This is a genomic window from Arthrobacter sp. YA7-1, assembly GCF_025960325.1.
In the GTDB taxonomy this organism is placed as follows: domain Bacteria; phylum Actinomycetota; class Actinomycetes; order Actinomycetales; family Micrococcaceae; genus Arthrobacter; species Arthrobacter bambusae_A.
In genome coordinates this window covers 3080004-3100284 of sequence record NZ_CP110114.1, presented here as the reverse complement: position 1 = coordinate 3100284, position 20281 = coordinate 3080004, and the positions used below count along the sequence as shown (strand labels likewise).

Annotated in this window: 18 protein-coding genes; 14 read left to right on the top strand and 4 right to left on the bottom strand. The window is 63.3% G+C overall.

Annotation, left to right across the window (positions count from 1 at the left end; genetic code table 11):
• Window positions 1–14: 14 nt before the first annotated feature.
• Entirely contained in the window at window positions 15–641 is a 627-nt protein-coding gene (locus OIT41_RS14465) for a PH domain-containing protein (RefSeq protein ID WP_241710023.1), read from the bottom strand.
• A 79-nt stretch (window positions 642–720) separates the two neighbouring features.
• On the opposite strand from OIT41_RS14465, the gene OIT41_RS14460 reads away from it, so the two are divergent.
• The 7 genes from OIT41_RS14460 (at window position 721) to OIT41_RS14430 (ending at window position 11081) form a co-directional block, all read left to right on the top strand.
• Entirely contained in the window at window positions 721–2568 is a 1848-nt protein-coding gene (locus tag OIT41_RS14460) for an ABC transporter ATP-binding protein (protein ID WP_241710022.1), read from the top strand.
• Between the two features lie 436 nt (window positions 2569–3004).
• Window positions 3005–4687, top strand: a complete 1683-nt coding sequence (locus OIT41_RS14455; protein ID WP_241710021.1) for a peptide ABC transporter substrate-binding protein — start codon at window positions 3005–3007, stop codon at window positions 4685–4687.
• 133 nt (window positions 4688–4820) lie between these two features.
• A complete protein-coding gene (locus tag OIT41_RS14450; RefSeq protein WP_059387472.1) occupies window positions 4821–5750 on the top strand; it encodes an ABC transporter permease in 930 nt (309 codons plus the stop codon).
• A 7-nt stretch (window positions 5751–5757) separates the two neighbouring features.
• Entirely contained in the window at window positions 5758–6708 is a 951-nt protein-coding gene (locus OIT41_RS14445) for an ABC transporter permease (RefSeq protein ID WP_078108285.1), read from the top strand.
• 11 nt (window positions 6709–6719) lie between these two features.
• Window positions 6720–8432, top strand: a complete 1713-nt coding sequence (locus OIT41_RS14440) for a dipeptide ABC transporter ATP-binding protein (RefSeq protein WP_241710020.1) — start codon at window positions 6720–6722, stop codon at window positions 8430–8432.
• A gap of 296 nt (window positions 8433–8728) precedes the next feature.
• Window positions 8729–10657 carry a translational GTPase TypA gene (gene typA, locus OIT41_RS14435; protein WP_078108286.1) on the top strand — a complete coding sequence of 643 codons (1929 nt, stop codon included), beginning with the start codon at window positions 8729–8731 and terminating at the stop codon, window positions 10655–10657.
• A 43-nt stretch (window positions 10658–10700) separates the two neighbouring features.
• The gene (locus tag OIT41_RS14430; protein WP_241710019.1) at window positions 10701–11081 is read left to right on the top strand and encodes a hypothetical protein; all 381 of its coding nucleotides are present in this window, start codon (window positions 10701–10703) and stop codon (window positions 11079–11081) included.
• On the opposite strand, the gene OIT41_RS14425 is transcribed toward OIT41_RS14430, so the two are convergent.
• On the bottom strand, window positions 11082–11588 hold the full coding sequence (locus tag OIT41_RS14425) for a helix-turn-helix domain-containing protein (protein ID WP_241710018.1): 507 nt from the start codon (window positions 11586–11588) through the stop codon (window positions 11082–11084).
• Window positions 11589–11786: 198 nt separating this feature from the next.
• Here OIT41_RS14425 and OIT41_RS14420 point away from each other — a divergent pair, with 198 nt between their 5' ends.
• Together OIT41_RS14420 and OIT41_RS14415 are read left to right on the top strand one after the other, a co-directional pair.
• The gene (locus OIT41_RS14420; RefSeq protein ID WP_241710017.1) at window positions 11787–13004 is read left to right on the top strand and encodes an MFS transporter; all 1218 of its coding nucleotides are present in this window, start codon (window positions 11787–11789) and stop codon (window positions 13002–13004) included.
• 202 nt (window positions 13005–13206) lie between these two features.
• A complete protein-coding gene (locus OIT41_RS14415; RefSeq protein ID WP_241710016.1) occupies window positions 13207–14016 on the top strand; it encodes a type IV toxin-antitoxin system AbiEi family antitoxin domain-containing protein in 810 nt (269 codons plus the stop codon).
• Window positions 14017–14318: 302 nt separating this feature from the next.
• Here the strand turns inward: OIT41_RS14415 and OIT41_RS14410 are convergent, their stop codons facing one another.
• Complete coding sequence (locus OIT41_RS14410) at window positions 14319–14561, bottom strand: hypothetical protein (RefSeq protein WP_241710015.1); 243 nt, start codon at window positions 14559–14561, stop codon at window positions 14319–14321.
• Window positions 14562–14697: 136 nt separating this feature from the next.
• On the opposite strand from OIT41_RS14410, the gene fdxA reads away from it, so the two are divergent.
• The 3 genes from fdxA (at window position 14698) to OIT41_RS14395 (ending at window position 17702) form a co-directional block, all read left to right on the top strand.
• Window positions 14698–15024: a ferredoxin gene (gene fdxA, locus OIT41_RS14405; protein WP_264636667.1), complete on the top strand. Its 327-nt coding sequence runs from the start codon at window positions 14698–14700 to the stop codon at window positions 15022–15024.
• A 15-nt stretch (window positions 15025–15039) separates the two neighbouring features.
• Complete coding sequence (dapC, locus tag OIT41_RS14400) at window positions 15040–16188, top strand: succinyldiaminopimelate transaminase (protein WP_274619739.1); 1149 nt, start codon at window positions 15040–15042, stop codon at window positions 16186–16188.
• Between the two features lie 230 nt (window positions 16189–16418).
• Window positions 16419–17702, top strand: a complete 1284-nt coding sequence (locus OIT41_RS14395) for a citrate synthase (protein WP_059387479.1) — start codon at window positions 16419–16421, stop codon at window positions 17700–17702.
• A 126-nt stretch (window positions 17703–17828) separates the two neighbouring features.
• Here OIT41_RS14395 and galE read toward each other — a convergent pair whose 3' ends face one another.
• On the bottom strand, window positions 17829–18842 hold the full coding sequence (galE, locus tag OIT41_RS14390) for a UDP-glucose 4-epimerase GalE (RefSeq protein WP_241710014.1): 1014 nt from the start codon (window positions 18840–18842) through the stop codon (window positions 17829–17831).
• 114 nt (window positions 18843–18956) lie between these two features.
• On the opposite strand from galE, the gene OIT41_RS14385 reads away from it, so the two are divergent.
• Both OIT41_RS14385 and OIT41_RS14380 read left to right on the top strand, forming a co-directional pair.
• Window positions 18957–19583, top strand: coding sequence for a TetR/AcrR family transcriptional regulator (locus OIT41_RS14385; RefSeq protein WP_241710013.1), 627 nt, complete (start codon window positions 18957–18959; stop codon window positions 19581–19583).
• Between the two features lie 63 nt (window positions 19584–19646).
• Entirely contained in the window at window positions 19647–20258 is a 612-nt protein-coding gene (locus tag OIT41_RS14380; RefSeq protein WP_241710012.1) for a hypothetical protein, read from the top strand.
• The last annotated feature ends 23 nt before the right edge of the window (window positions 20259–20281 follow it).

Sequence of the window (20281 nt, the reverse complement as noted above, 5' to 3'; positions counted from 1 at the left end):
TCCGGGAAAACCGCCTACAGGAAGACCGCCCAGTAACTGGCCGCGGCCAGGACCACCGTGGCCGCTATCCGGAACCATCCGACGGCGACCGTCACCAGGGCGTCCTCGGCCCGGCCGGGTTCCACGCGGCCGGCCTCCACGAGGTCCTGCCAGCGGGTGCGCACGAGGACTGCAGCGGCACCGGAATCGGTGTTCTTGAGGTCCCCGGGGCGAACCGAGCTGCCGGGGCCGTACGTGGTGCCCGGGAGTCCTTTGAGGTGTTCGGGGCGGGCATTGCGCCCGCCCCAGATTCCCGGTGCGGGAGCAGCCCACGCCGGGTACTTCTTGCGCGGCGTCACCAGCGTGAGGGCGTAGCGGGTATCAACTTGCACCAGTGCGTCCCACGGAACATCGATGGTCCGGTAGGGATTCTCCAGCGCGACGCCGGAATCCCGGACCACCACCACCGGGCGCCAGAAGAGCAACCAGCCAAGGAACGCTACGAAGAGCAGGGGAGCGGCTCCCGGAAGGGCCCGCGGCCCGCCTGCCACAAGCGTGACCACCACTCCGAAAACCGCAACGGCCCAGCAGATCCAAGCAAACAACTTGCTGGTGCGGGCCTTGAAGATTTCGACATTTCCGGCATACGGCTCTCTGCTCATGCCCCTAATAATTCAGGATTCCGGGCTACTTCACTAATCACCCCTTGGAGGGTGGCCCGGGTGGAAGGGAAGACCCAACATGACTGACAACGCCAGCCCCGAACCGGAGGCTACCCAGCTCGAAACCGAGTCGGACAGGAGCACGCGCGGGGCCATGGTCCTGGAAGTACGCGATCTCAGCGTCGACTTCGGCGTAGACAAGAAATGGGTTCCTGCCGCCATCGGACTGAACTACGAGGTCAGGGCCGGCGAGGTCCTCGCCATCGTCGGTGAGTCCGGTTCCGGCAAGAGCGCCAGCTCCATGGCCCTGCTCGGCTTGCTGCCCAGCAACAGCCGCGTTCGGGGAAGTGTGAAGCTTTCGGGCAAGGAATTGCTCGGCGAAAAGTCGGGCAACATCCGCGAGGTCCGGGGCAAGGACGTCGCCGTGATCTTCCAGGAGCCCATGACCGCGCTCAACCCTGTGTACACCGTGGGTGCGCAGATCGTCGAGACGCTCCGGCTGCACAACTCGATCTCCCCGGATGAAGCAAGGAAGCGGGCCGTGCGCATGCTCGAGCTGGTGGAACTTCCGGATCCGGAGAAGGCATTCAAGTCCTATCCGCACCAGCTCTCCGGCGGCCAGCGGCAACGGGCCATGATCGCGCAGTCATTGTCCTGCGATCCCAAGCTCCTGATCGCAGACGAACCCACTACTGCGTTGGACGTGACGGTCCAGGCCGAAATACTGGATCTGATGCGCAACCTGCGCAACAAGCTGGACAGCGCAATCGTCCTGATCACGCACGACATGGGCGTGGTGGCAGACCTCGCCGACCGGATCGCAGTGATGCGCAAGGGCGTCATCGTGGAGAGCGGCACTGCACAACAAATCTTCAGCAACCCGCAGCACGAATACACGCAGGCTCTTCTGGCCGCCGTTCCCCACCTGGGACAGGGGGCGGACAGCACCGACGTCGACGTCACCGCGGCATTGGCCGCGGCAACCCACGCCGAGCTGGAATCGGTCGATCACGACGAGCTGGTCCGCCGGGAGCGCGAGAACCAGACTGCTTTGAAGGCAGCGGCGGAAGAAGCGTCCAGGCCCAAGGGTGAACCGGTGCTTGAGCTGGTCGACGTGGCCATCGAGTACCCCAAGCAGGGCAGGGTCCCGGCGTTCCGTGCTGTCGAGGGGGCAAATCTCGTGATCTACCCCGGTCAGGTGGTGGGTCTCGTCGGGGAGTCCGGTTCGGGCAAAACGACCATTGGACGCGCCGCCGTCGGGCTCTTGCCCGTAGCCGAAGGCAGCATGCGGGTGGTGGGGCAGGACATTTCCGCCGCCAAGCGCAATGGAAAGCAGCTGCACCAAGTGCGGCGCGACATCGGCATGGTGTTCCAGGATCCGTCGTCGTCGTTGAACCCTCGGCTGCCCATCGGTGAGAGCATCGGCGAGCCGATGTTCCTTGCGGGGGTGGCGAAGGGCGTCAATCTGCAGAAACGGATTGAGACCCTTCTGGACCAGGTGGAACTGCCGCGCGGCTACCGCAACCGGTATCCGCATGAATTGTCAGGCGGCCAGAAGCAGCGCGTCGGCATTGCCCGGGCGCTGTCGCTGCAGCCCAAGCTCATGGTCGCGGATGAGCCGACGTCGGCGCTGGACGTTTCGGTGCAGGCAAAGGTCTTGGAACTCTTCCAGAACCTGCAGAGGGAGCTGGGGTTCGCGTGCTTGTTCGTCACGCACGACCTCGCCGTGGTTGATGTGCTCGCGGACCGGATCTGCGTGATGCAGCGAGGCCGGATCGTGGAGCAAGGCACCCGGGAACAGATCCTCCGCAATCCGCAGGAGCCCTACACGCAGAGGCTGCTGGCCGCGGTGCCGCTTCCGGACCCCGAGAAGCAGCGCGAGCGTCGGGAACTGCGCGCGCAGCTCATGGCGGCGGGCATCGAGTAGCAATCCGGAGGCGTTCCCGGCGGCACGAACCGACCGGCGCAACCGCAAGAGAGTCTCCGTCGCCATAGGCGGCGGGGGCTCTTTTTCGTGGGTGTTCTTGTGTTTGTTTGAGGCGCCGGGTGTGTCTGTTGTACCCCTTTGGGGTGCCATAAATAGCCCAACATTCCGGGGAAAATCAGGGATCAGGCATGTCGAGTCTAGCAACGCAGGGCTCATTGCGTGAAATGACTGCTTCATTTACGTGAAATGACTGCTTCATTACTAAAACTGTCAACTGCACACTTCGTTCTTCACGCCAATGGGATTCCATATTTCGGACAAGCTGTGGTTAGGATTACACATCCATGTAGGCCGCGTCACAGGATATTTCTGTGCCTGGCCCCGGGGGCAGCTATGAGTTGCCCTGACCCATCCCCCTGAATCCATAGGAGGCGGAATGCGTTTTTCGCGCACTTCCAAAGCTCTTGGCTTGCTGGCAGTCGCCGCACTTGCCCTCACCGGATGCGGCAGCGCCGGCGCCGGAAGCAGTGCAGCAACCGCTGCCGGCGATCCGAACAAAATCATCACCGCATACAGCAATGAACCCCAGCACCCCCTGCTCCCGTCCAACACCAACGAGGTGTACGGTGGCCGCGTTGTCGACCTCCTGTTCGAAGGCCTGACCAGCTACGACGCCAATGGCAAGTCCGTGAACGCACTCGCGGAGTCCATTGACACGACTGACGGCCAGAACTACACCATCAAGGTCAAGAAGGGCGCCAAGTTCACCAACGGCGAGGCAGTTACTGCCAAGAGCTTTGTTGACGCTTGGAACTTCGCAGCCCTGAGCACCAACGCCCAGGCCAGCAGCAGCTTCTTCGAATCCATCGAAGGCTACGACGCAGTCAGCGCCGTAAAGACGACCAAGGGCGCGGACGGCAAGTCAACGTCGACTCCCGCACCGACCGCCCAGACGATGTCCGGCCTCGTGCTCAAGGACGATTCGACCATCACGGTCAAGCTGGCCCAGCCGGAAGCCGACTGGCCGCAGCGCCTCGGCTACTCCGCCTTCATGCCGCTTCCGGCTGACGCCCTGAAGGACCCGAAGGCCTTCGGCGAAAACCCCATCGGCAACGGCCCATACAAGATGGCCGCGAAGGGTGCCTGGCAGCACGACAGCCAGATTGCCCTCGTCAAGAACCCTGACTACCAGGGCAACCGTATGGCCAAGAACGGTGGCGTGACCTTCAAGTTCTACACCGACCCGGCTCCGGCTTACACGGACGTCCAGGCCAACAACCTTGACGTGACCGACGTCCTGCCGACGAACGCCCTGAAGACCTACACCACGGACTTCCCGGACCACAACCTGAACAAGGCTTACGCAGGCAACGCGACCCTGAACATCCCGAACTACCTGCCTGAGTTCCAGGGACCGGCCGGCCAGCTGCGTCGCCAGGCCATCTCCATGGCGATCAACCGCGATGAGATCACCAAGGTCGTCTTCAACGGCACCCGCATCCCGGCGAAGGACTTCACGTCGCCGTCCATCGACGGCTACAACGACAACGTGGCCGGCTCCGACGTCCTGAAGTTCGACGCCGCGAAGGCCAAGGACCTCTGGTCGAAGGCAAACGCCATGAGCCCGTGGCCCGCCGGCAAGGTTCTCCAGCTCGCGTACAACACCGATGGTGGCAACAAGGAATGGATTGACGCTGTTGCCAACAACCTGAAGAACAACCTCGGCATCCAGGCAGAAGGCCAGCCGTTTGCGAAGTTCGCAGAGATCCTGAACCTCCGCACGGCGAAGACCCTCCCGGGCTTCACCCGCGCAGGCTGGCAGGCAGACTACCCGTCGCTGTACAACTTCCTCGGCCCGCTGCTGAAGACCGGTGCCAGCGCCAACTACGAGGGTTACAGCAACCCTGACTTCGACAAGCTGCTGACCGAGGGCCTTGCATCCAAGTCCACGGACGACGCCAACAAGAAGTTCACCCAGGCACAGGAAATCCTCTTCAAGGACCTTCCGAACCTGCCCTTGTGGTACCAGGCCCGCCAGGCCGTATGGAGCCAGAACGTCAGCAACGTCGACTCCGGCTGGAACGGCGTCCTGCTGTACTACAACATCACCGCAAAATAGTCCTTCTGGACTTGTTCCAAGCTCGTTAGCGTATGGGGGTCCGGCCACAAACCGGGCCCCCATGCCTTGATTCGGCACGAAAGCTGTCCCCAATGAATCCCTATATTTCCAAGAGCGTCCAGGAACCGTTGCTGTGACCCAGTACATCCTCCGGCGTTTGCTGCAGGTCATCCCCGTGTTCCTGGGAACCACCCTGCTCGTGTACTTCATGGTCTTTGCCCTCCCGGGCGACCCCATCCGCGCCCTGTTCGGCGACCGGCCGCCCAGCGAGTCCGTCATTGCCGCGCTGCGCCAGCAATACAACCTCGACCAGCCGTTCTGGGTCCAGTACGGGCTGTTCCTCAAGAACCTCTTCACCTTCAACCTAGGGGTGGACTTCACCGGCCAGCCAATCGCCGCCACCCTTGGCCGTGTTTTCCCGGTCACCGCCATGCTCGCCGTCGAGGCCCTTGCCATCCAGGCCGTCTTCGGAGTGGCCTTCGGCCTGATTGCCGGCCTGCGCAAGGGGAAGATCTTCGACTCCACCGTGCTGGTCGCTTCCCTCGTCGTCATTGCCGTCCCGACGTTCGTCCTGGGCTTCGTGCTCCAGCTCGTCGTTGGCGTGCAGCTCGGCTGGGCCAAGCCGACCGTTGGATCCAACGCGGATTGGGGCACCCTGATCCTTCCGGCGACGGTTCTTGGCCTCGTGTCCTTTGCCTACGTGCTGCGCCTGACCCGCGCCTCGGTCATTGAAAACATGAACGCCGACTACGTCCGCACCGCAACCGCAAAAGGCCTTTCCCGACCCCGCGTGGTCCTGGCCCACATCCTGCGAAACTCCATGATTCCCGTGGTCACCTACCTGGGCGCGAACCTGGGTGGCTTGATGGGCGGTGCGATCGTCACCGAAGGCATCTTCAACGTGCCCGGCGTCGGCCAAAAGCTCTACCAAGCCGTGATCCGCAGCGAAGGCCCCACCGTCGTCGCCATTGTCAGCGTGTTGGTACTGGTCTTCGTTGCCGCCAACCTGTTGGTCGACCTCCTCTACGCCTGGCTTGACCCCAGGATTCGCTATGAAAAGTAGATCCGATATGAAAAGTAACCGTCAGATCGAGCACTACGTTGCCCCTATCGACGAGACACCGCTGCTCGCGACCGATACCCTCAAGGTCGACGCAGCACCCCTGAGCCTGTGGGCTGATGCCTGGCGGAAGCTCCGCCGTCGGCCGCTCTTCATCATCTCGGCGCTCATGATTCTCCTGCTCCTCGTCGTCGCGTTCTTCCCGGGCCTGTTCACACAGACAGCCCCGAACGACAACTGTCAGCTGGCCGACTCCCTCGGGGGTCCCTCGGCCGGCCATCCCCTGGGATTCACCTTCCAGGGCTGCGACATCTACTCCCGCGTCATCCACGGCACGCAGGCATCCTTGACCGTCGGCGTCGTCTCCGTCATCTTCGTGCTGATCATCGGAGTTACGCTCGGCGCGCTGGCCGGTTTCTTCGGCGGCTGGGTTGACACCGTGATTGCCCGCATCGGCGACATCTTCTTCGCCTTGCCTTTGGTCCTCGGCGCACTGGTAGTCACCCAGCTCCCGTTCTTCCGCGAGAACAAGAGCGTCTTCACGGTGGTCATGGTCATCGTGATGCTCGGCTGGCCCCAAATGGCCCGCATCACCCGCGGCGCGGTGATCGAGGTCCGCAACGCGGATTTCGTCACCGCCGCACGCTCACTCGGCGTCTCCAAGATCGGCACGCTGGTCCGGCACGTCGTACCGAACGCGCTTGCGCCGATCATCGTGCTGGCCACCATGGAGCTTGGCGTCTTCATCGTGACGGAAGCAACGCTGTCCTTCCTCGGCATTGGCCTGCCCGGCAGCATCATGTCCTGGGGTAACGACATTTCCGCAGCGAAGGACACGTTGCGCACCAACCCCGAGGTGCTGATGTTCCCCGCAACCGCACTGTCCATCACGGTCCTGAGCTTCATCATGCTTGGCGACGCGCTGCGTGACGCCCTTGATCCCAAGAGCCGCAAGCGATGAAGGAGGCAATCATGTCAACGTCCAACATCACCATCGACGAAGCCGGATCCGAAGAGCGTCCGCTCCTGGAAATCCGTGACCTCGCCATCTCCTTCCAGACGGCGAGCGGCGAATTCCAGGCCGTCAAGAACGCGCACCTGACCATCATGCCCGGCGAGACCGTTGCCATTGTGGGGGAGTCCGGTTCGGGAAAGTCGACGACGGCGCTTGCCGCCATCGGCCTCCTGCCGGAGAATGGCAGGGTTTCCGGCGGGCAGATCCTGCTCGACGGCGAGGACATTTCCCATGCACCGGAACGGCGCATGATCGAGCTGCGTGGCAACACGATCGGCATGGTTCCGCAGGATCCGATGTCCAACCTGAACCCGGTCTGGAAGATCGGCTACCAGGTGCGCGAAACACTTCGCGCCAACGGCAAGCCCAGCGGTCCTGCCGACGTCGCCCGCGTCCTGGGGGAAGCCGGCCTGCCGGACTCCGCTCGCCGCGCCAAGCAGTACCCGCACGAATTCTCCGGCGGCATGCGCCAGCGTGCCCTGATCGCCATCGGCCTGTCCTGCCAGCCCCGCCTCCTGATCGCGGATGAGCCGACGTCGGCCCTGGACGTGACCGTGCAGCGGCAGATCCTGGACCACCTCGAAACCATGACGGCGGAACTCGGTACGGCTGTCTTGCTCATCACCCACGATCTTGGCCTTGCTGCCGAGCGCGCGGACAAAGTGGTGGTCATGTACCGCGGCAACGTGGTGGAGGCTGGTCCTTCGCTCGAATTGCTCCGCAACCCGCAACACCCCTACACCCAGCGGTTGGTGGCCTCGGCCCCGTCCCTCGCTTCCAGGCGTATCCAGGCTGCCAAGGCCGAGGGAATCCAGACCGAAGAACTCCTGGCGCCCACCGACGTCGTGGCCGAAAAGGCGTTGTCCGACGACGTCCTGAAGGTCGAGAGCCTCAGCAAGATCTTCAAGCTGCGCTCAGGAGTGGGCAAGGCAACGGACTTCAAAGCGGTGGACAACGTCTCGTTCAACGTCAAACGCGGGACGACGACGGCGATCGTGGGGGAGTCGGGTTCCGGCAAGTCCACCGTGGCCCAGATGGTCCTCAACCTGCTTGCACCGACGTCGGGCCGGATCGTGTTCGACGGCGTGGACACTTCCACCCTGAACAGCCGGGAGATCTTCAAGTTCCGGCGCCGCGTTCAGCCGATTTTCCAGGACCCGTACGGTTCGCTTGACCCGATGTACAACATCTTCAGGACCATCGAGGAACCGCTCCGGACCCACAAGATCGGTGACAAGGTCAGCCGCGAGAAAAAGGTCCGGGAACTCCTGGACCAGGTGGCGCTGCCGCAGTCCACGATGCAGCGGTACCCGAACGAACTCTCCGGCGGCCAAAGGCAGCGTGTCGCGATCGCGCGGGCGCTGGCCCTCGACCCCGAAGTGATCATCTGCGACGAGGCGGTCTCCGCCCTCGACGTCTTGGTTCAGGCCCAGGTACTGAACCTCCTGGCCGAGCTGCAGTCCAATCTTGGTCTGACGTACCTGTTCATCACGCACGACCTCGCCGTCGTGCGGCAGATCGCTGACCATGTCTGCGTGATGCAGAAGGGCAAGCTCGTGGAGACGGGCAGCACCGACGACGTCTTCGATTCGCCGCAGCAGGACTACACCAAGGCCCTGCTTAACGCGATCCCGGGTGCCAGCCTCATGCTGCCGCCCGTGGTGGCCTGACGGGTTTGACGCCCGTCTGCTAAGCGCCAGTTTGGCGGGTAGAAGAGCCGGTACCACTTCCGTGGGGGGAAGTGGTCCCGGCTCTTTTGCTGTTTCCGGCGCGTCTCGGAGCTCGCTGCCCATTGTGATGAAGGGCACAATTCGGCGGCCTGGAGGGTGATTTTTAGGCCAATAAATACCACAGCGCTTAGACTCTAGGAAGGTGCCCTGTGTCAAAGGGGCTAATCCGTCGTGCGTTCCGGTTGGAAATGTCGCGATACAACAGCTGACTTCACCACTGAATCGAGCCATTACGCATGTCTGAAACCACCACCAACACCGCCGCGGCCACTGCATCGCGCAGTGATCTGCGCAACGTCGCGATTGTGGCCCACGTTGACCACGGCAAGACCACCCTGGTCGACGCCATGCTCAAGCAGACCAACTCCTTCGCCGAGCACAACCACCTGGAAGACCGCGTCATGGACTCCGGTGACCTGGAGCGCGAAAAGGGCATCACCATCCTCGCCAAGAACACCACGGTTGCCTACAACGGCCCGTCGTCCAATGGCGAGACCATCACCATCAACGTGATCGACACCCCCGGCCACGCCGACTTCGGTGGCGAGGTTGAGCGCGGCCTGTCCATGGTTGACGGCGTGGTCCTCCTGGTTGACGCTTCCGAAGGTCCGCTGCCGCAGACCCGCTTTGTGCTCCGCAAGGCCCTTGCCGCCCACCTGCCCGTCATCCTGCTGGTCAACAAGACCGACCGCCCCGACGCCCGCATCGAAGAGGTTGTCCACGAGTCCATGGACCTGCTCCTCGGCCTGGCCTCCGACCTCGCGGACGAAGTTCCGGACCTGGACCTCGACAAGATCCTCGAAGTACCCGTGGTCTACGCCGCAGCGAAGGTCGGCCGCGCCTCCCTCGAGCAGCCGGCTGACGGCTCGGCCCCGGATAACGAAGATCTCGAACCCCTCTTCAAGGCGATCATCGAGCACATTCCGGCGCCGACCTACAACCCGAACGGTGTCCTTCAGGCGCACGTCACCAACTTGGACGCTTCCCCGTTCCTCGGCCGCCTCGCCCTCCTGCGCATCTACAACGGCACCCTCCGTAAGGGCCAGACCGTCGCTTGGGCGCGCGCCAACGGCGAGCTGAAGAACGTCAAGATCACCGAGCTCCTGGCCACCAAGGCCCTTGACCGCGTGCCGGCGGAGTCCGCCGGCCCGGGCGAGATTGTTGCTGTTGCCGGCATCGAGGAAATCACCATCGGTGAGACCCTGACCGACGCCGAGAACCCGCAGCCGCTGCCCCTCATCACGGTGGATGACCCCGCGATCTCCATGACCATCGGTATCAACACCTCTCCGCTGGCCGGCAAGGTCAAGGGCGCGAAGGTCACAGCCCGCCAGGTGAAGGATCGCCTGGACAAGGAACTGATCGGTAACGTCTCCATTAAGGTTCTGCCTACCGAGCGTCCGGACGCCTGGGAAGTCCAGGGCCGTGGCGAGCTCGCACTGGCCATCCTCGTGGAGCAGATGCGACGCGAAGGCTTCGAACTGACGGTCGGCAAGCCGCAGGTTGTCACCCGGACTGTTGACGGCAAGATTCACGAGCCGATGGAACACATGACCATCGACGTGCCCGAAGAGTACCTCGGTGCGGTGACGCAGCTCATGGCCGCGCGCAAGGGCCGCATGACCAACATGGCCAACCACGGTACCGGCTGGTGCCGCATGGAATTCATCGTTCCTGCTCGCGGCCTCATCGGCTTCCGTACCAAGTTCCTCACGGACACCCGTGGCGCCGGCATCGCTTCCTCGATCTCCGAGGGCTACGAGCCGTGGGCCGGCCCCATCGAATACCGCACCAACGGTTCGATGGTTGCCGACCGCGCCGGTGTCGTCACCCCCTTCGCGATGATCAACCTGCAGGAACGCGGCTCCTTCTTCGTGAAGCCCACGTCCGAGGTCTACGAAGGCATGATCGTCGGCGAGAACTCGCGCGCTGATGACATGGACGTCAACATCACCAAGGAAAAAAAGCTCACCAACATGCGTGCTGCTTCCTCCGACACCTTCGAGAACCTGACGCCGCCGCGCGACCTGACCCTCGAAGAGTCCCTCGAATTCGCCCGCGAAGACGAGTGCGTTGAGGTGACCCCGGATTCCATCCGCATCCGCAAGGTGATCCTGGACGCCAACGAGCGCGCCAAGGCTACCCGCGCACGCGCCAAAGTCTGATCCTGCGCTGATTGCGTACTGACGCACTGAACGGATTGACGCATTGAATAAGGGAGCCACCGGAACGGTACGCGGCATCGCCGCGGCTGTTCCGGTGGCTCTTTTTGCTGCCGTTGCAGGCACCGCACTGCACCGGCAGACGCTCCTCGTTGCCGGCGTCGACGTCTATTGGGGCACCGCGGCAGCATTGCTCCTGCTCGCCTCGCTCCAGCTCCTGCTGGGCGCGTGGTCGCGGTCTTTGCTCCCGACGGCGGTAGCGGGCATTCTTTGTTACGCGACCGTAGGCCTGCTGTCCGCGGGCGGAACCGGCAAGCAGCTGATCGTCGCGGATGTGCCTGGAAATGTGTGGGTCTACGGGAACGCAGGGATCACGTTTGTCATGCTCTTGTGGTGCCGGCGCTACCGGCGTAGGTCGCGCGGCTAGCTAATCTGCGCTCGGGTCCCGGTGGTGGGCGATCAAGAGCGAGGTGGCCTCGCCGTCGTCGTCTGCCGGAAGCCGCATGTATTCTTCGACGACCGCCCGTAACTTGCCCATCATTTCCTGCTGCCGTGCTGCGTTGAACTTGACGCCAAGCCGCCAGATTTCGATGTCCTCGGGTGCGAGTCCGCGGGTTTCCTGGACGAATGTTTCGATCAGGATCGGGGAAATATCGTTGACGGGTGTGCTCCAGGAGGCGCGTGTGGCGATATATGGAACCTCTTTGGCGCCCCTCTTTCCCTTCCGGCCTTCCTGAGGTTCGAGAAAGCCGGTGCGCACCAGGGTCCTGACGTGGTGCAGGCTCGACGCCGGGTTGATGTCCAAGAGCCCGGCAATCTCTTTGTTGGTGCGCGCGTGGTGTAGGCAGAGCCGGAGGATCCTCAGGCGCAAGGGCGAGCTCAAGGCGCGGCCCTTGGCGACCAGGTCGCTGTCGTCCCACGCGTGTTCCGTCATGGAGGCCAGTGTAGCCACCCATAAGTGATTGACATATACCAATCACTGCAGGAAACTGAGCGGGTGAACGCCGGGACCACTGACAACGCTCAGCAGGGCGACAACGCTCTGCAAACTGAGGCGACTCTCCAAAGTGACACAGCTCTTCAAGCTACCCCGGCTCAGAAGCCGGCCTCGCTTTGGCGGGACCGGAACTTCATGACCTTCTGGTCGGGCCAAGCCGTCAGCCAGCTCGGGGCGCAACTTGGGCAATTGGCATTCCCCGTCCTCGCAGTGACTTTGCTCGGCGCCAGCGAGTTCGAAGTTGGTGCACTCAATGCCGCCGGCCTTGCGGCCTTCCTGCTCATCGGTTTGCCGGCAGGAGCCTGGGTTGACCGCTGGCTCAAGCGTCGCACCATGATTGTGGCTGACCTGGTCCGGACCGCGGCGATGGCCACCGTACCTATACTCTGGTGGGCCGGCATCCTGCAGATCTGGCACCTGTACGCTGTAGCCGCCGTCGTCGGGGCTGCGACGGTCTTCTTCGACGTTTCCTACCAGAGCTACGTGCCCGTGCTCGTGGACGCCGGGAAAGTGCCGCAGGCCAACTCCAAGCTGGAAGCCACCTCCCAGATCGCCCGGATCGGTGGTCCTGCCGCGGGCGGTGCGCTCCTGGTGATCGTTTCCGCCCCGGTGCTGTTCGTCGGGGAGGCGATGGGGTACCTGTTGTCGGCCATCTTCCTGCTCAGAACACGCGACGCGGAAGTCCCCGTGCCCGCGAAGGACCGGCGGCCGCTGGCGAGCGAAATCAAGGAAGGCCTGGTCTTCGTCGTCAGGCATCCGTTGATCAGCAGGGTTGTGGCTTGTACGGGCGGGGTCAACTTCTTCACCACGCTTGCTTTCACTTTGATGCCGGTACTCGTGCTTCGTGAATTGGGACTTGGTCCGGAGGGCATGGGCCTCATCATGGCGGTCGGTGCTGTGGGCGGTCTGATCGGGGCGGTTGCGGCGCCCCGGTTCGCGGCCTGGATCGGCGAGGGGACCGTCATTCCCGTGGCGTCGATGATCAGCTCGCTTTTCCTCCTCCTGGTCCCGTTGTCCGTGCTTGCCCCTGAACGATGGATGTCCCTCGTGATGCTCATCGTCTCGGAGTTCGGGTTCGCCTTCGGAGTCCTGGCGTACAACATCATGCAGTTGAGCATGAGGCAGCGGGTGTGTCCTCCCCGGCTCCTGGGGCGCATGAATGCGTCCATTCGCTTTGTCGTGTGGGGAGTCATGCCGATCGCAGCCCTCGCCTCGGGTCTCCTGGCCGAGAACCTTGGCCTCGTCCCGACACTCTGGATCGGCTGGGCCGGAAGCATTGTTCTTGTTGCGCCGGTGCTGTTCTCCCCGCTGTGGGGAATGCGCAGGCTGCCGGACGAGGTGCACGGCGCCTGACCGTCCCCTTGGGACATGCCCCGCCTTGGCCCGCAGCATTGGACATATTGGCAACATGCTCATTCCTTGGTCTCCACGTGACGCATGCTCTGCGGTGAGGGGGGCGCATGTCCAGCGCTTGGCCACAGGAGTGGACTGGACGTTTTCCACATAGTGAATATTGGCGCTTCCGCACCCATGATTCGGCCGGAACGATGGGCACATGGTGAATATTATCGACGTCATTTCAGCGTACGACGGCGTGGCGCGGGCCAAGCATCTTGCTGCGGCCGGGGTATCGCATTTCCAACTGAAATCCGCGTTGGCGAGCGGGCGGATTCTCCGGGTGGCGCGAGGGGTTTATGCGATGCCCGACGCCGATCCCGGCTTGGTTGCCATCCGATCCCTTCCTGCTGAACCGGCCTGCGTTTCCGCGGCCGAGCTGTCCGGGTTGTGGGTCTTGGATCCCCCTCAATTTCCCCATGTTGCCGTCCCTCACAGCCGAAGGTACCAAGGTTTTGTTTGCCATAGATCCGCAACCCCGCCGTCCCTCATGGATTCAGTTGTCCAGGCCCTCCGTTGCCTGCCGGACCTGGATGGGCTTGTCATTGCGGAATCTGCCGTAGCTCTGGGGAGGCTACCGCTCTCTGGCATGAGGATGCGGCTAAGCGGGCGGAACGATGCGCGGGAGCGGAGGCTGGTGTCACAAATTGTTCCCCAGTCACAGTCGATCATTGAGTGCATCGCCCGGTACCTCCTGCGCGAAGCCGGTTTCCATGTGGAATCACAAGTGAACATACGCGGCATGGGGCATTTGGACTTGATGGTGGACGGAAGGCTGGGGATTGAAACCGACGGAGCAGGCTTCCACATGGACAAGCCGAGCTTCGAGGAGGACCGCCGCCGGTGGAATGTCACCACCAGGCTGGGTATTCCCACCTTGGTTGTGAGCTATTCCATGCTGAAGAACCGGCCTCGGGAATTTGTGGCGATGGTCCGCGACACTCTGAGGTCGCTCGACCAGGCCGCGTGATCTCCGCCTAGCTCATCTTCGGCCCCGTCAAAAGGGACATGCCCATCGCTGCGCCTCAGGAACCGACATGTGCCTCGCCCGGGCTTGCGCTGCCGCGGGACATGCCCAGCCCTCCGAGCCAGGAATGGACATATTCGCACTATGTCCAATGGTTTGAGCGGGCGGTGGGCATGTCCAGCGGTTCGAGCGGGAATGGGGCATGTCCGCGTTGGTGGGCAGGGGTGGGTGGGCAGGGGTGGGTGGGCAGAGGTGGATGGGCAGGGGTGGGTGGGCAGAGGTGGATGGGCAGAGGTGGTGCGGGATTACTCGCGGGCTGTGCGCGGACCACGGCGCGGAGGCGGAGGAGGGACCTCCTTGGCGGCCACTACAAGGGCAAGGGGGATCTCGACATCGGATTGCCGGGTACGGATGGTGCACGCACCATCGACGACGGAGAGCAGGTAGCCGAGGGCATCGGTGAAGCCGTCGTCCAGCCGGTATCGGACAACGACTCGTGTTCCGGATACGGTATTGAGCAGGAAATCCTGGGGCCGGGGCTGATTCACCAGTTCATAGTAAGACGCCCGGCTAGGTTGCTGAGTTCCGGCTGGGGGATAATAGGCTCAGAATTCGATGTACCGGCCACATGGCCGGTGGTACTACCCGGAAACTGTCCGGGACAACTGTGGAGAGGCAAGGGACGTGACCTACGTAATCGCGCAGCCGTGTGTGGACGTCAAGGACAAGGCATGTATTGAAGAGTGTCCTGTTGACTGCATCTACGAAGGCGAACGTTCCCTCTATATCCACCCGGATGAGTGCGTGGACTGCGGAGCTTGTGAACCCGTGTGCCCGGTGGAAGCGATCTACTACGAGGACGACACCCCGGAGGAATGGGCCGACTACTACAATGCCAATGTCGAGTTCTTCGATGACCTTGGTTCCCCGGGCGGGGCTGCCAAGATCGGCAACACCGGCAAGGACCACCCCTTCATCGCTGCGCTGCCTCCACAGAACCAAGACCACTAAGAACGGTTGCTTCCTTTGATTTCTGCGGCCCCCGCTTTCGGCCTCAACCTGCCCGACTACCCTTGGGAAGCCATGGCACCGTATGTGGCCAAGGCCTCGGAACACCCGGGCGGGGTGGTCAATCTTTCCATCGGAACCCCCGTGGATCCTACGCCGCAGCTGGTTCGCGAGGCGCTCGCAGGGGCCGCCGATGCCCATGGGTACCCGACAGTCCACGGTACGGAAGCACTCCGCGAGGCTGTGTCCGCCTGGTTCGCCAGCCGTCGCGGGGTCCCCGGGATCGATCCGAGGGACATCATGCCCACGGTCGGCTCCAAGGAATTGGTCGCTTGGCTGCCGTTCCTGCTGGGACTCAGCGGGGGTGACGTCGTGGTCCGTCCCACTGTTGCCTACCCCACCTACGACATCGGCGCCATGCTCGCAGGGGCCACCGCGGTCGCCGCGGACAGCCTGGACGAACTGGATTCAGCCACCCGCGCCAAGGTCCGGCTCATCTGGATCAATTCCCCGGGCAATCCCACGGGCAGCGTCCGTGACGTCGAATCGCTCCGGCAGATCGTGGCCCAGGCGCGCGAGATCGGTGCAGTCGTGGCGTCGGATGAATGCTATGCCGAACTCGGCTGGGGTGAATGGGATGCGCAGCGTGGCGGCGAGGCCGTTCCGAGCGTCCTTGATCCGCGCGTCACGGGAGGATCCACGGACGGCCTCTTGTGCGTCTACTCGCTGAGCAAGCAGTCGAACCTCGCCGGCTACCGTGCTGCTTTCGTGGCCGGGGATTCGTCGATCGTGGCAAACCTCGTCAACAGCCGCAAGCATGCAGGCATGATCGTGCCCTACCCGGTTCAGGAAGCCATGCGGGCCGCGCTCGGCGATGCCGGCCACGTGCTTGCCCAAAAAGATCTCTACCGCGGACGCCGCGAACGCCTCGTGCCTGCACTTCGGAACTTCGGCCTGGAGATCCACGAGTCCAAGGCGGGCCTGTACTTGTGGTCCACGGCAGGGGAGGCGACGTGGGACACGGTCCAGCGTTTCGCTGACCTGGGGATCGTCGTCGGGCCGGGAGTGTTCTACGGAGACGCAGGCAACGGTTTCATCCGAGTGGCGCTCACGGGCACCGACGAACGCATCGATGCGGCCGTGGAACGCTTGAACACTGCCCGGTAACAATGCTGTGACTTGCCGCACAGGGCGCGTCATTCCGCCAGTAACCGTAGCTTGTGAATTAGTTTGTCCCGCTTACTGGCGGTAGCTTTTAACTGACTATCAATGGTGGCTTTCTCCATGAAGGCAGTCCGGCCGATGGCGCCTGCACCTGCAGGCCCCCGGTTGGAGTCACCAGATGTTGGTTGGATCAAGCTTTCGACCGAGGCCAAGAGCCTCATGAAGGGGACTCCATGACTGAGACCACCAGCGCTACCCTGCGCCATGCCGGCGGAGAGCTCGAACTCCCGCGGATCAAGGTTGTAGAAGGGAACGAAGGATACGACGTTTCCAAGCTGCTGAAGCAGACGGGCGCCGTCGCCTATGACCCCGGCTTCATGAACACCGCCGCCACGACGTCGGCGATCACCTACATCGATGGCGACGCCGGTATCCTGCGGTACCGCGGCTACCCGATCGAGCAGCTTGCCCAGCACTCAAGCTTCCTGGAAGTTTCCTACCTGCTGATCTACGGCAACCTTCCCACACCCACCGAGCTGGACGCGTTCGACCAGCGGATCCGCCACCACACGCTGCTCCACGAAGAGCTCAAGGGCTTCTTCGGCGGCTTCCCGCGTGACGCGCACCCGATGCCGGTGCTTTCCTCGGCTGTCTCCGCGCTGTCCACGTTCTACCAGGACTCCTTGGACCCGTTCAACCCGGAGCACGTGGAAGTTTCCACTATCCGCCTCATGGCGAAGCTCCCGGTCATCGCTGCCTACGCACACAAGAAGTCCATTGGCCAGCCCATGCTGTACCCGGACAACTCCATGAACCTCGTGGAGAACTTCCTGCGCCTGAGCTTCGGCCTGCCGGCAGAGCAGTACGAGCTGGACCCCGTCGTCGTCAAGGCGCTCGACCTTCTGCTCATCCTGCACGCCGACCACGAGCAGAACTGCTCGACGTCGACCGTCCGCCTGGTGGGCTCCTCGAACGCGAACCTGTTCGCTTCCGTTTCCGCAGGCATCAACGCCCTCTTCGGGCCCGCCCACGGTGGCGCCAACGAAGCCGTGCTGAAGATGCTGCGTCAGATCCAGGCCGACGGCATCAAGCCTGAGGAATACATGGAGAAGGTCAAGAACAAGGAGGACGGCGTCCGCCTCATGGGCTTCGGGCACCGGGTCTACAAGAACTACGATCCCCGCGCGAAGATCATCAAGGCGACCGCGCACGAGATCCTGGGCAAGCTCGGCGGAAACGACGAGCTCCTGGACATCGCGATGCGCCTCGAAGAGAAGGCGCTGGCCGATGATTACTTCATCCAGCGCAAGCTCTACCCGAACGTCGACTTCTACACCGGCCTGATCTACAAGGCCATGGGCTTCCCCGAGAAGATGTTCACCGTGCTGTTCGCCATCGGCCGGCTCCCCGGCTGGATCGCCCAGTGGCGCGAAATGATCAACGATCCCCAGACCAAGATCGGCCGTCCGCGGCAGCTCTACACCGGAGAGCCGGAGCGCGACTACCCGGCAGTCTAGTCCCCACCGGCTCCCAGGCCTCGCAAGCTCGGCCCGGGTCCCTCGCCGGTGTGGGCCCTGTCAACGCGGGGTCACTTACGGTCCGTCCCAAGGGACATCATGGGCCGTAAGTGACCCCGCGTTGCTTTAAGAGCTGTAGCCGAGGGGGTTGTTCTTCTGCCACCGCCAGTGGTCTTCGCACATCTGGTCCACGGTCTTCGTGGTGGACCAGCTCAGGTCGGCCAGGGCGGAGGAGGCGTCGGCCCAGAACGCGGGCAGGTCTCCGGCGCGGCGGCCTGTGATCTCATACGGCAGCGGGTGCCCGACGGCCTGTTCGAACGCGTGGAGCATCTCCAGCACGGATGTACCCTTGCCGGAGCCGAGGTTCCAGCGGTGCACGCCGGGGCGTTCCGCAACGTAGTCCAGGGCGGCGACGTGGCCCTCCGCGAGGTCGACGACGTGGATGTAGTCCCGCAGGCAGGTGCCGTCCGGGGTGTCGTAGTCTCCACCGAAGACCATGAGCTTGTCGCGGCGGCCGACGGCAACTTGGGCGATGTACGGAACCAGGTTGTTGGGGATGCCCTGCGGGTCCTCGCCGATACGGCCTGAGGGGTGTGCACCCACCGGGTTGAAGTAGCGCAATAGAGCGATGTGCCAACGTTCGTCCGCGGCGCCCAGGTCCGTGAGGATGTCCTCGACCTGCTCCTTGGTACGTCCATAGGGGTTGTTGGCCCCGATCTCCATCTTCTCGATGTAGGGGATGGGGTTGTGCTCGCCGTATACCGTTGCCGAAGAACTGAAGACGATCGAGCGGACCCCGTGCTTGTCCATGGCGCGCAGCAGGTTCAGTGTGCCCACGATGTTGTTGTAGTAGTAGTTCAAGGGTTCCTGCACGGACTCGCCAACCGCCTTGAGCCCGGCGAAGTGGATGACGGCGTCGATGCTGTGCTGGTCGAACACGGCCTCAAGCGCGGCCTCGTCCACCAGGTCCACCTGATGGAATGCTGCGGTCTTTCCCGCCAGTTCGCCGACGCGGCGCAGGGATTCTTCGCTTGAGTTCACGAGGTTGTCCACCACGACCACTTCGTGTCCGGTTTCCAACAGGGACAGGACGGTGTGCGATCCGATGTAGCCGGTGCCACCCGTGACAAGAATTCTCATGCAAGCAACGGTAGTCGAACTTGGTGCGTGCCCGCTCAGTGTTGCGTAGGCCACAGTCGCGCGGTCCCGTGTGCCGGACGACATGGTTCAAGCACGTTTGTGCTAAAAAGATTTGTGCCCAAGATTGTCGATGCCGAAGCCCGGCGCCAAGAAGTAGTCGAAGCCGTCTTCAGGATCATCGCCTCGGATGGCCTCGAGCGGGCCTCCTTGCGGGAGGTGGCCGACGAAGCCGGGCTGGCCGTTGGTTCGGTCCGCCACTACTTTGCCAGCAGTGACGAATTGCTGGTCCATTCCTTTGCCGTGGTCATCGACAGGATCGCCGGGCGGCTGGACGAGGCGTTCGCCGTCGTCGAATCCCTGGACAATGGGTCGGCGGAACACGACGCCGCCGTGTTAACCCTGCTGGGTCAATTCCTTCCGCTCGACGAGGAACTGGCCGTCGACGCCTGCGTGTGGATGGCATTCCGGCACGCGGCCCGGATCCGTCCGATGCTCGAGCCGGAAGCCGCACGCAGCCACCGTGCCGTGGCCGCCGTCGTCGGCCGCTTGGTGATGCGGCTGATGCCCGACGGCGGCTCCGGCCAGGAGCGTCTGGTGACCGAGGCCGAGCGCCTTCTCGCGACCCTCGACGGACTGTGCATGCACGCCTTGCTGCAGCCCGAATGGATGACGGCCGAGGTGTGCCGCGACGTTCTGACCGCACATGTGGACAGTCTTGTTGCGGTGCCTTCCAACCGTTAACGTCGCGCCTCTTCGGGAATAGACTGGAACTCTGAGTGGGCACCTGCCAAGGGAGGCAATCGGATGCATGACACAGGCGGTCAGGGGTGGCGGATCACAATGGACACCTCCGGACCGATGCTCATTGCCTTGTATCTGAGAGACGTTGCTGGATTGGACGGAGCCGGGACGCCGACGTTGTCCCACGCCACACCTAAAGTCAGGCAGGCGGACCACACGCACCTCACCGCCGAGGTAGGCGGAGTGCCGGCCCTCAAGACCGAGTGGGAGGCGTGGTGGGAGCGGCTGCTGAGGGCGTATCCGGATGCCGCGCCCGAGCTTTCACCCCCGGGATTCAACGCTTTCGGCAATTCGCCGGCCCTCCGCCGGGTACTTCAGGCACACTTCGGTGCCGCCCTCACGTGGGCCCGTGAACGCCTTGAAGAGTACGAAAAACTCGAGGCTGAACGCGAAGCGAGCGGCGCCACGCTGCTTCTGGGCGATATGGTGGAGGACCGGCTGCTCGAAGTCGGCCGGAGCTCCCGGGACTTCCAGTTGACGATCATCGAGTTGCCCCTCAACGAGCCACGGGCCTGGTACCTTGAGCCGGACAAGATGATCATGAGCCACCGGCTCCTGTCCGAACCGGATATCTTCCGCAGCTACGTCCAGCCAGTGGTCGAACTACTGGCCTGAGGCCGGCAGCCGGAGGCGAGCAC

What these genes read in the sequence shown, in the direction of transcription:
- OIT41_RS14465 (WP_241710023.1), bottom strand. Translation starts at nt 641, where the DNA reads ATGAGCAGAGAGCCGTATGCCGGAAATGTCGAAATCTTCAAGGCCCGC.
- OIT41_RS14460 (WP_241710022.1), top strand. Translation starts at nt 721, where the DNA reads ATGACTGACAACGCCAGCCCCGAACCGGAGGCTACCCAGCTCGAAACC.
- OIT41_RS14455 (WP_241710021.1), top strand. Translation starts at nt 3,005, where the DNA reads ATGCGTTTTTCGCGCACTTCCAAAGCTCTTGGCTTGCTGGCAGTCGCC.
- OIT41_RS14445 (WP_078108285.1), top strand. Translation starts at nt 5,758, where the DNA reads ATGAAAAGTAACCGTCAGATCGAGCACTACGTTGCCCCTATCGACGAG.
- OIT41_RS14440 (WP_241710020.1), top strand. Translation starts at nt 6,720, where the DNA reads ATGTCAACGTCCAACATCACCATCGACGAAGCCGGATCCGAAGAGCGT.
- typA (WP_078108286.1), top strand. Translation starts at nt 8,729, where the DNA reads ATGTCTGAAACCACCACCAACACCGCCGCGGCCACTGCATCGCGCAGT.
- OIT41_RS14425 (WP_241710018.1), bottom strand. Translation starts at nt 11,588, where the DNA reads ATGACGGAACACGCGTGGGACGACAGCGACCTGGTCGCCAAGGGCCGC.
- OIT41_RS14420 (WP_241710017.1), top strand. Translation starts at nt 11,787, where the DNA reads ATGACCTTCTGGTCGGGCCAAGCCGTCAGCCAGCTCGGGGCGCAACTT.
- OIT41_RS14415 (WP_241710016.1), top strand. Translation starts at nt 13,207, where the DNA reads ATGGTGAATATTATCGACGTCATTTCAGCGTACGACGGCGTGGCGCGG.
- OIT41_RS14395 (WP_059387479.1), top strand. Translation starts at nt 16,419, where the DNA reads ATGACTGAGACCACCAGCGCTACCCTGCGCCATGCCGGCGGAGAGCTC.
- galE (WP_241710014.1), bottom strand. Translation starts at nt 18,842, where the DNA reads ATGAGAATTCTTGTCACGGGTGGCACCGGCTACATCGGATCGCACACC.
- OIT41_RS14380 (WP_241710012.1), top strand. Translation starts at nt 19,647, where the DNA reads ATGCATGACACAGGCGGTCAGGGGTGGCGGATCACAATGGACACCTCC.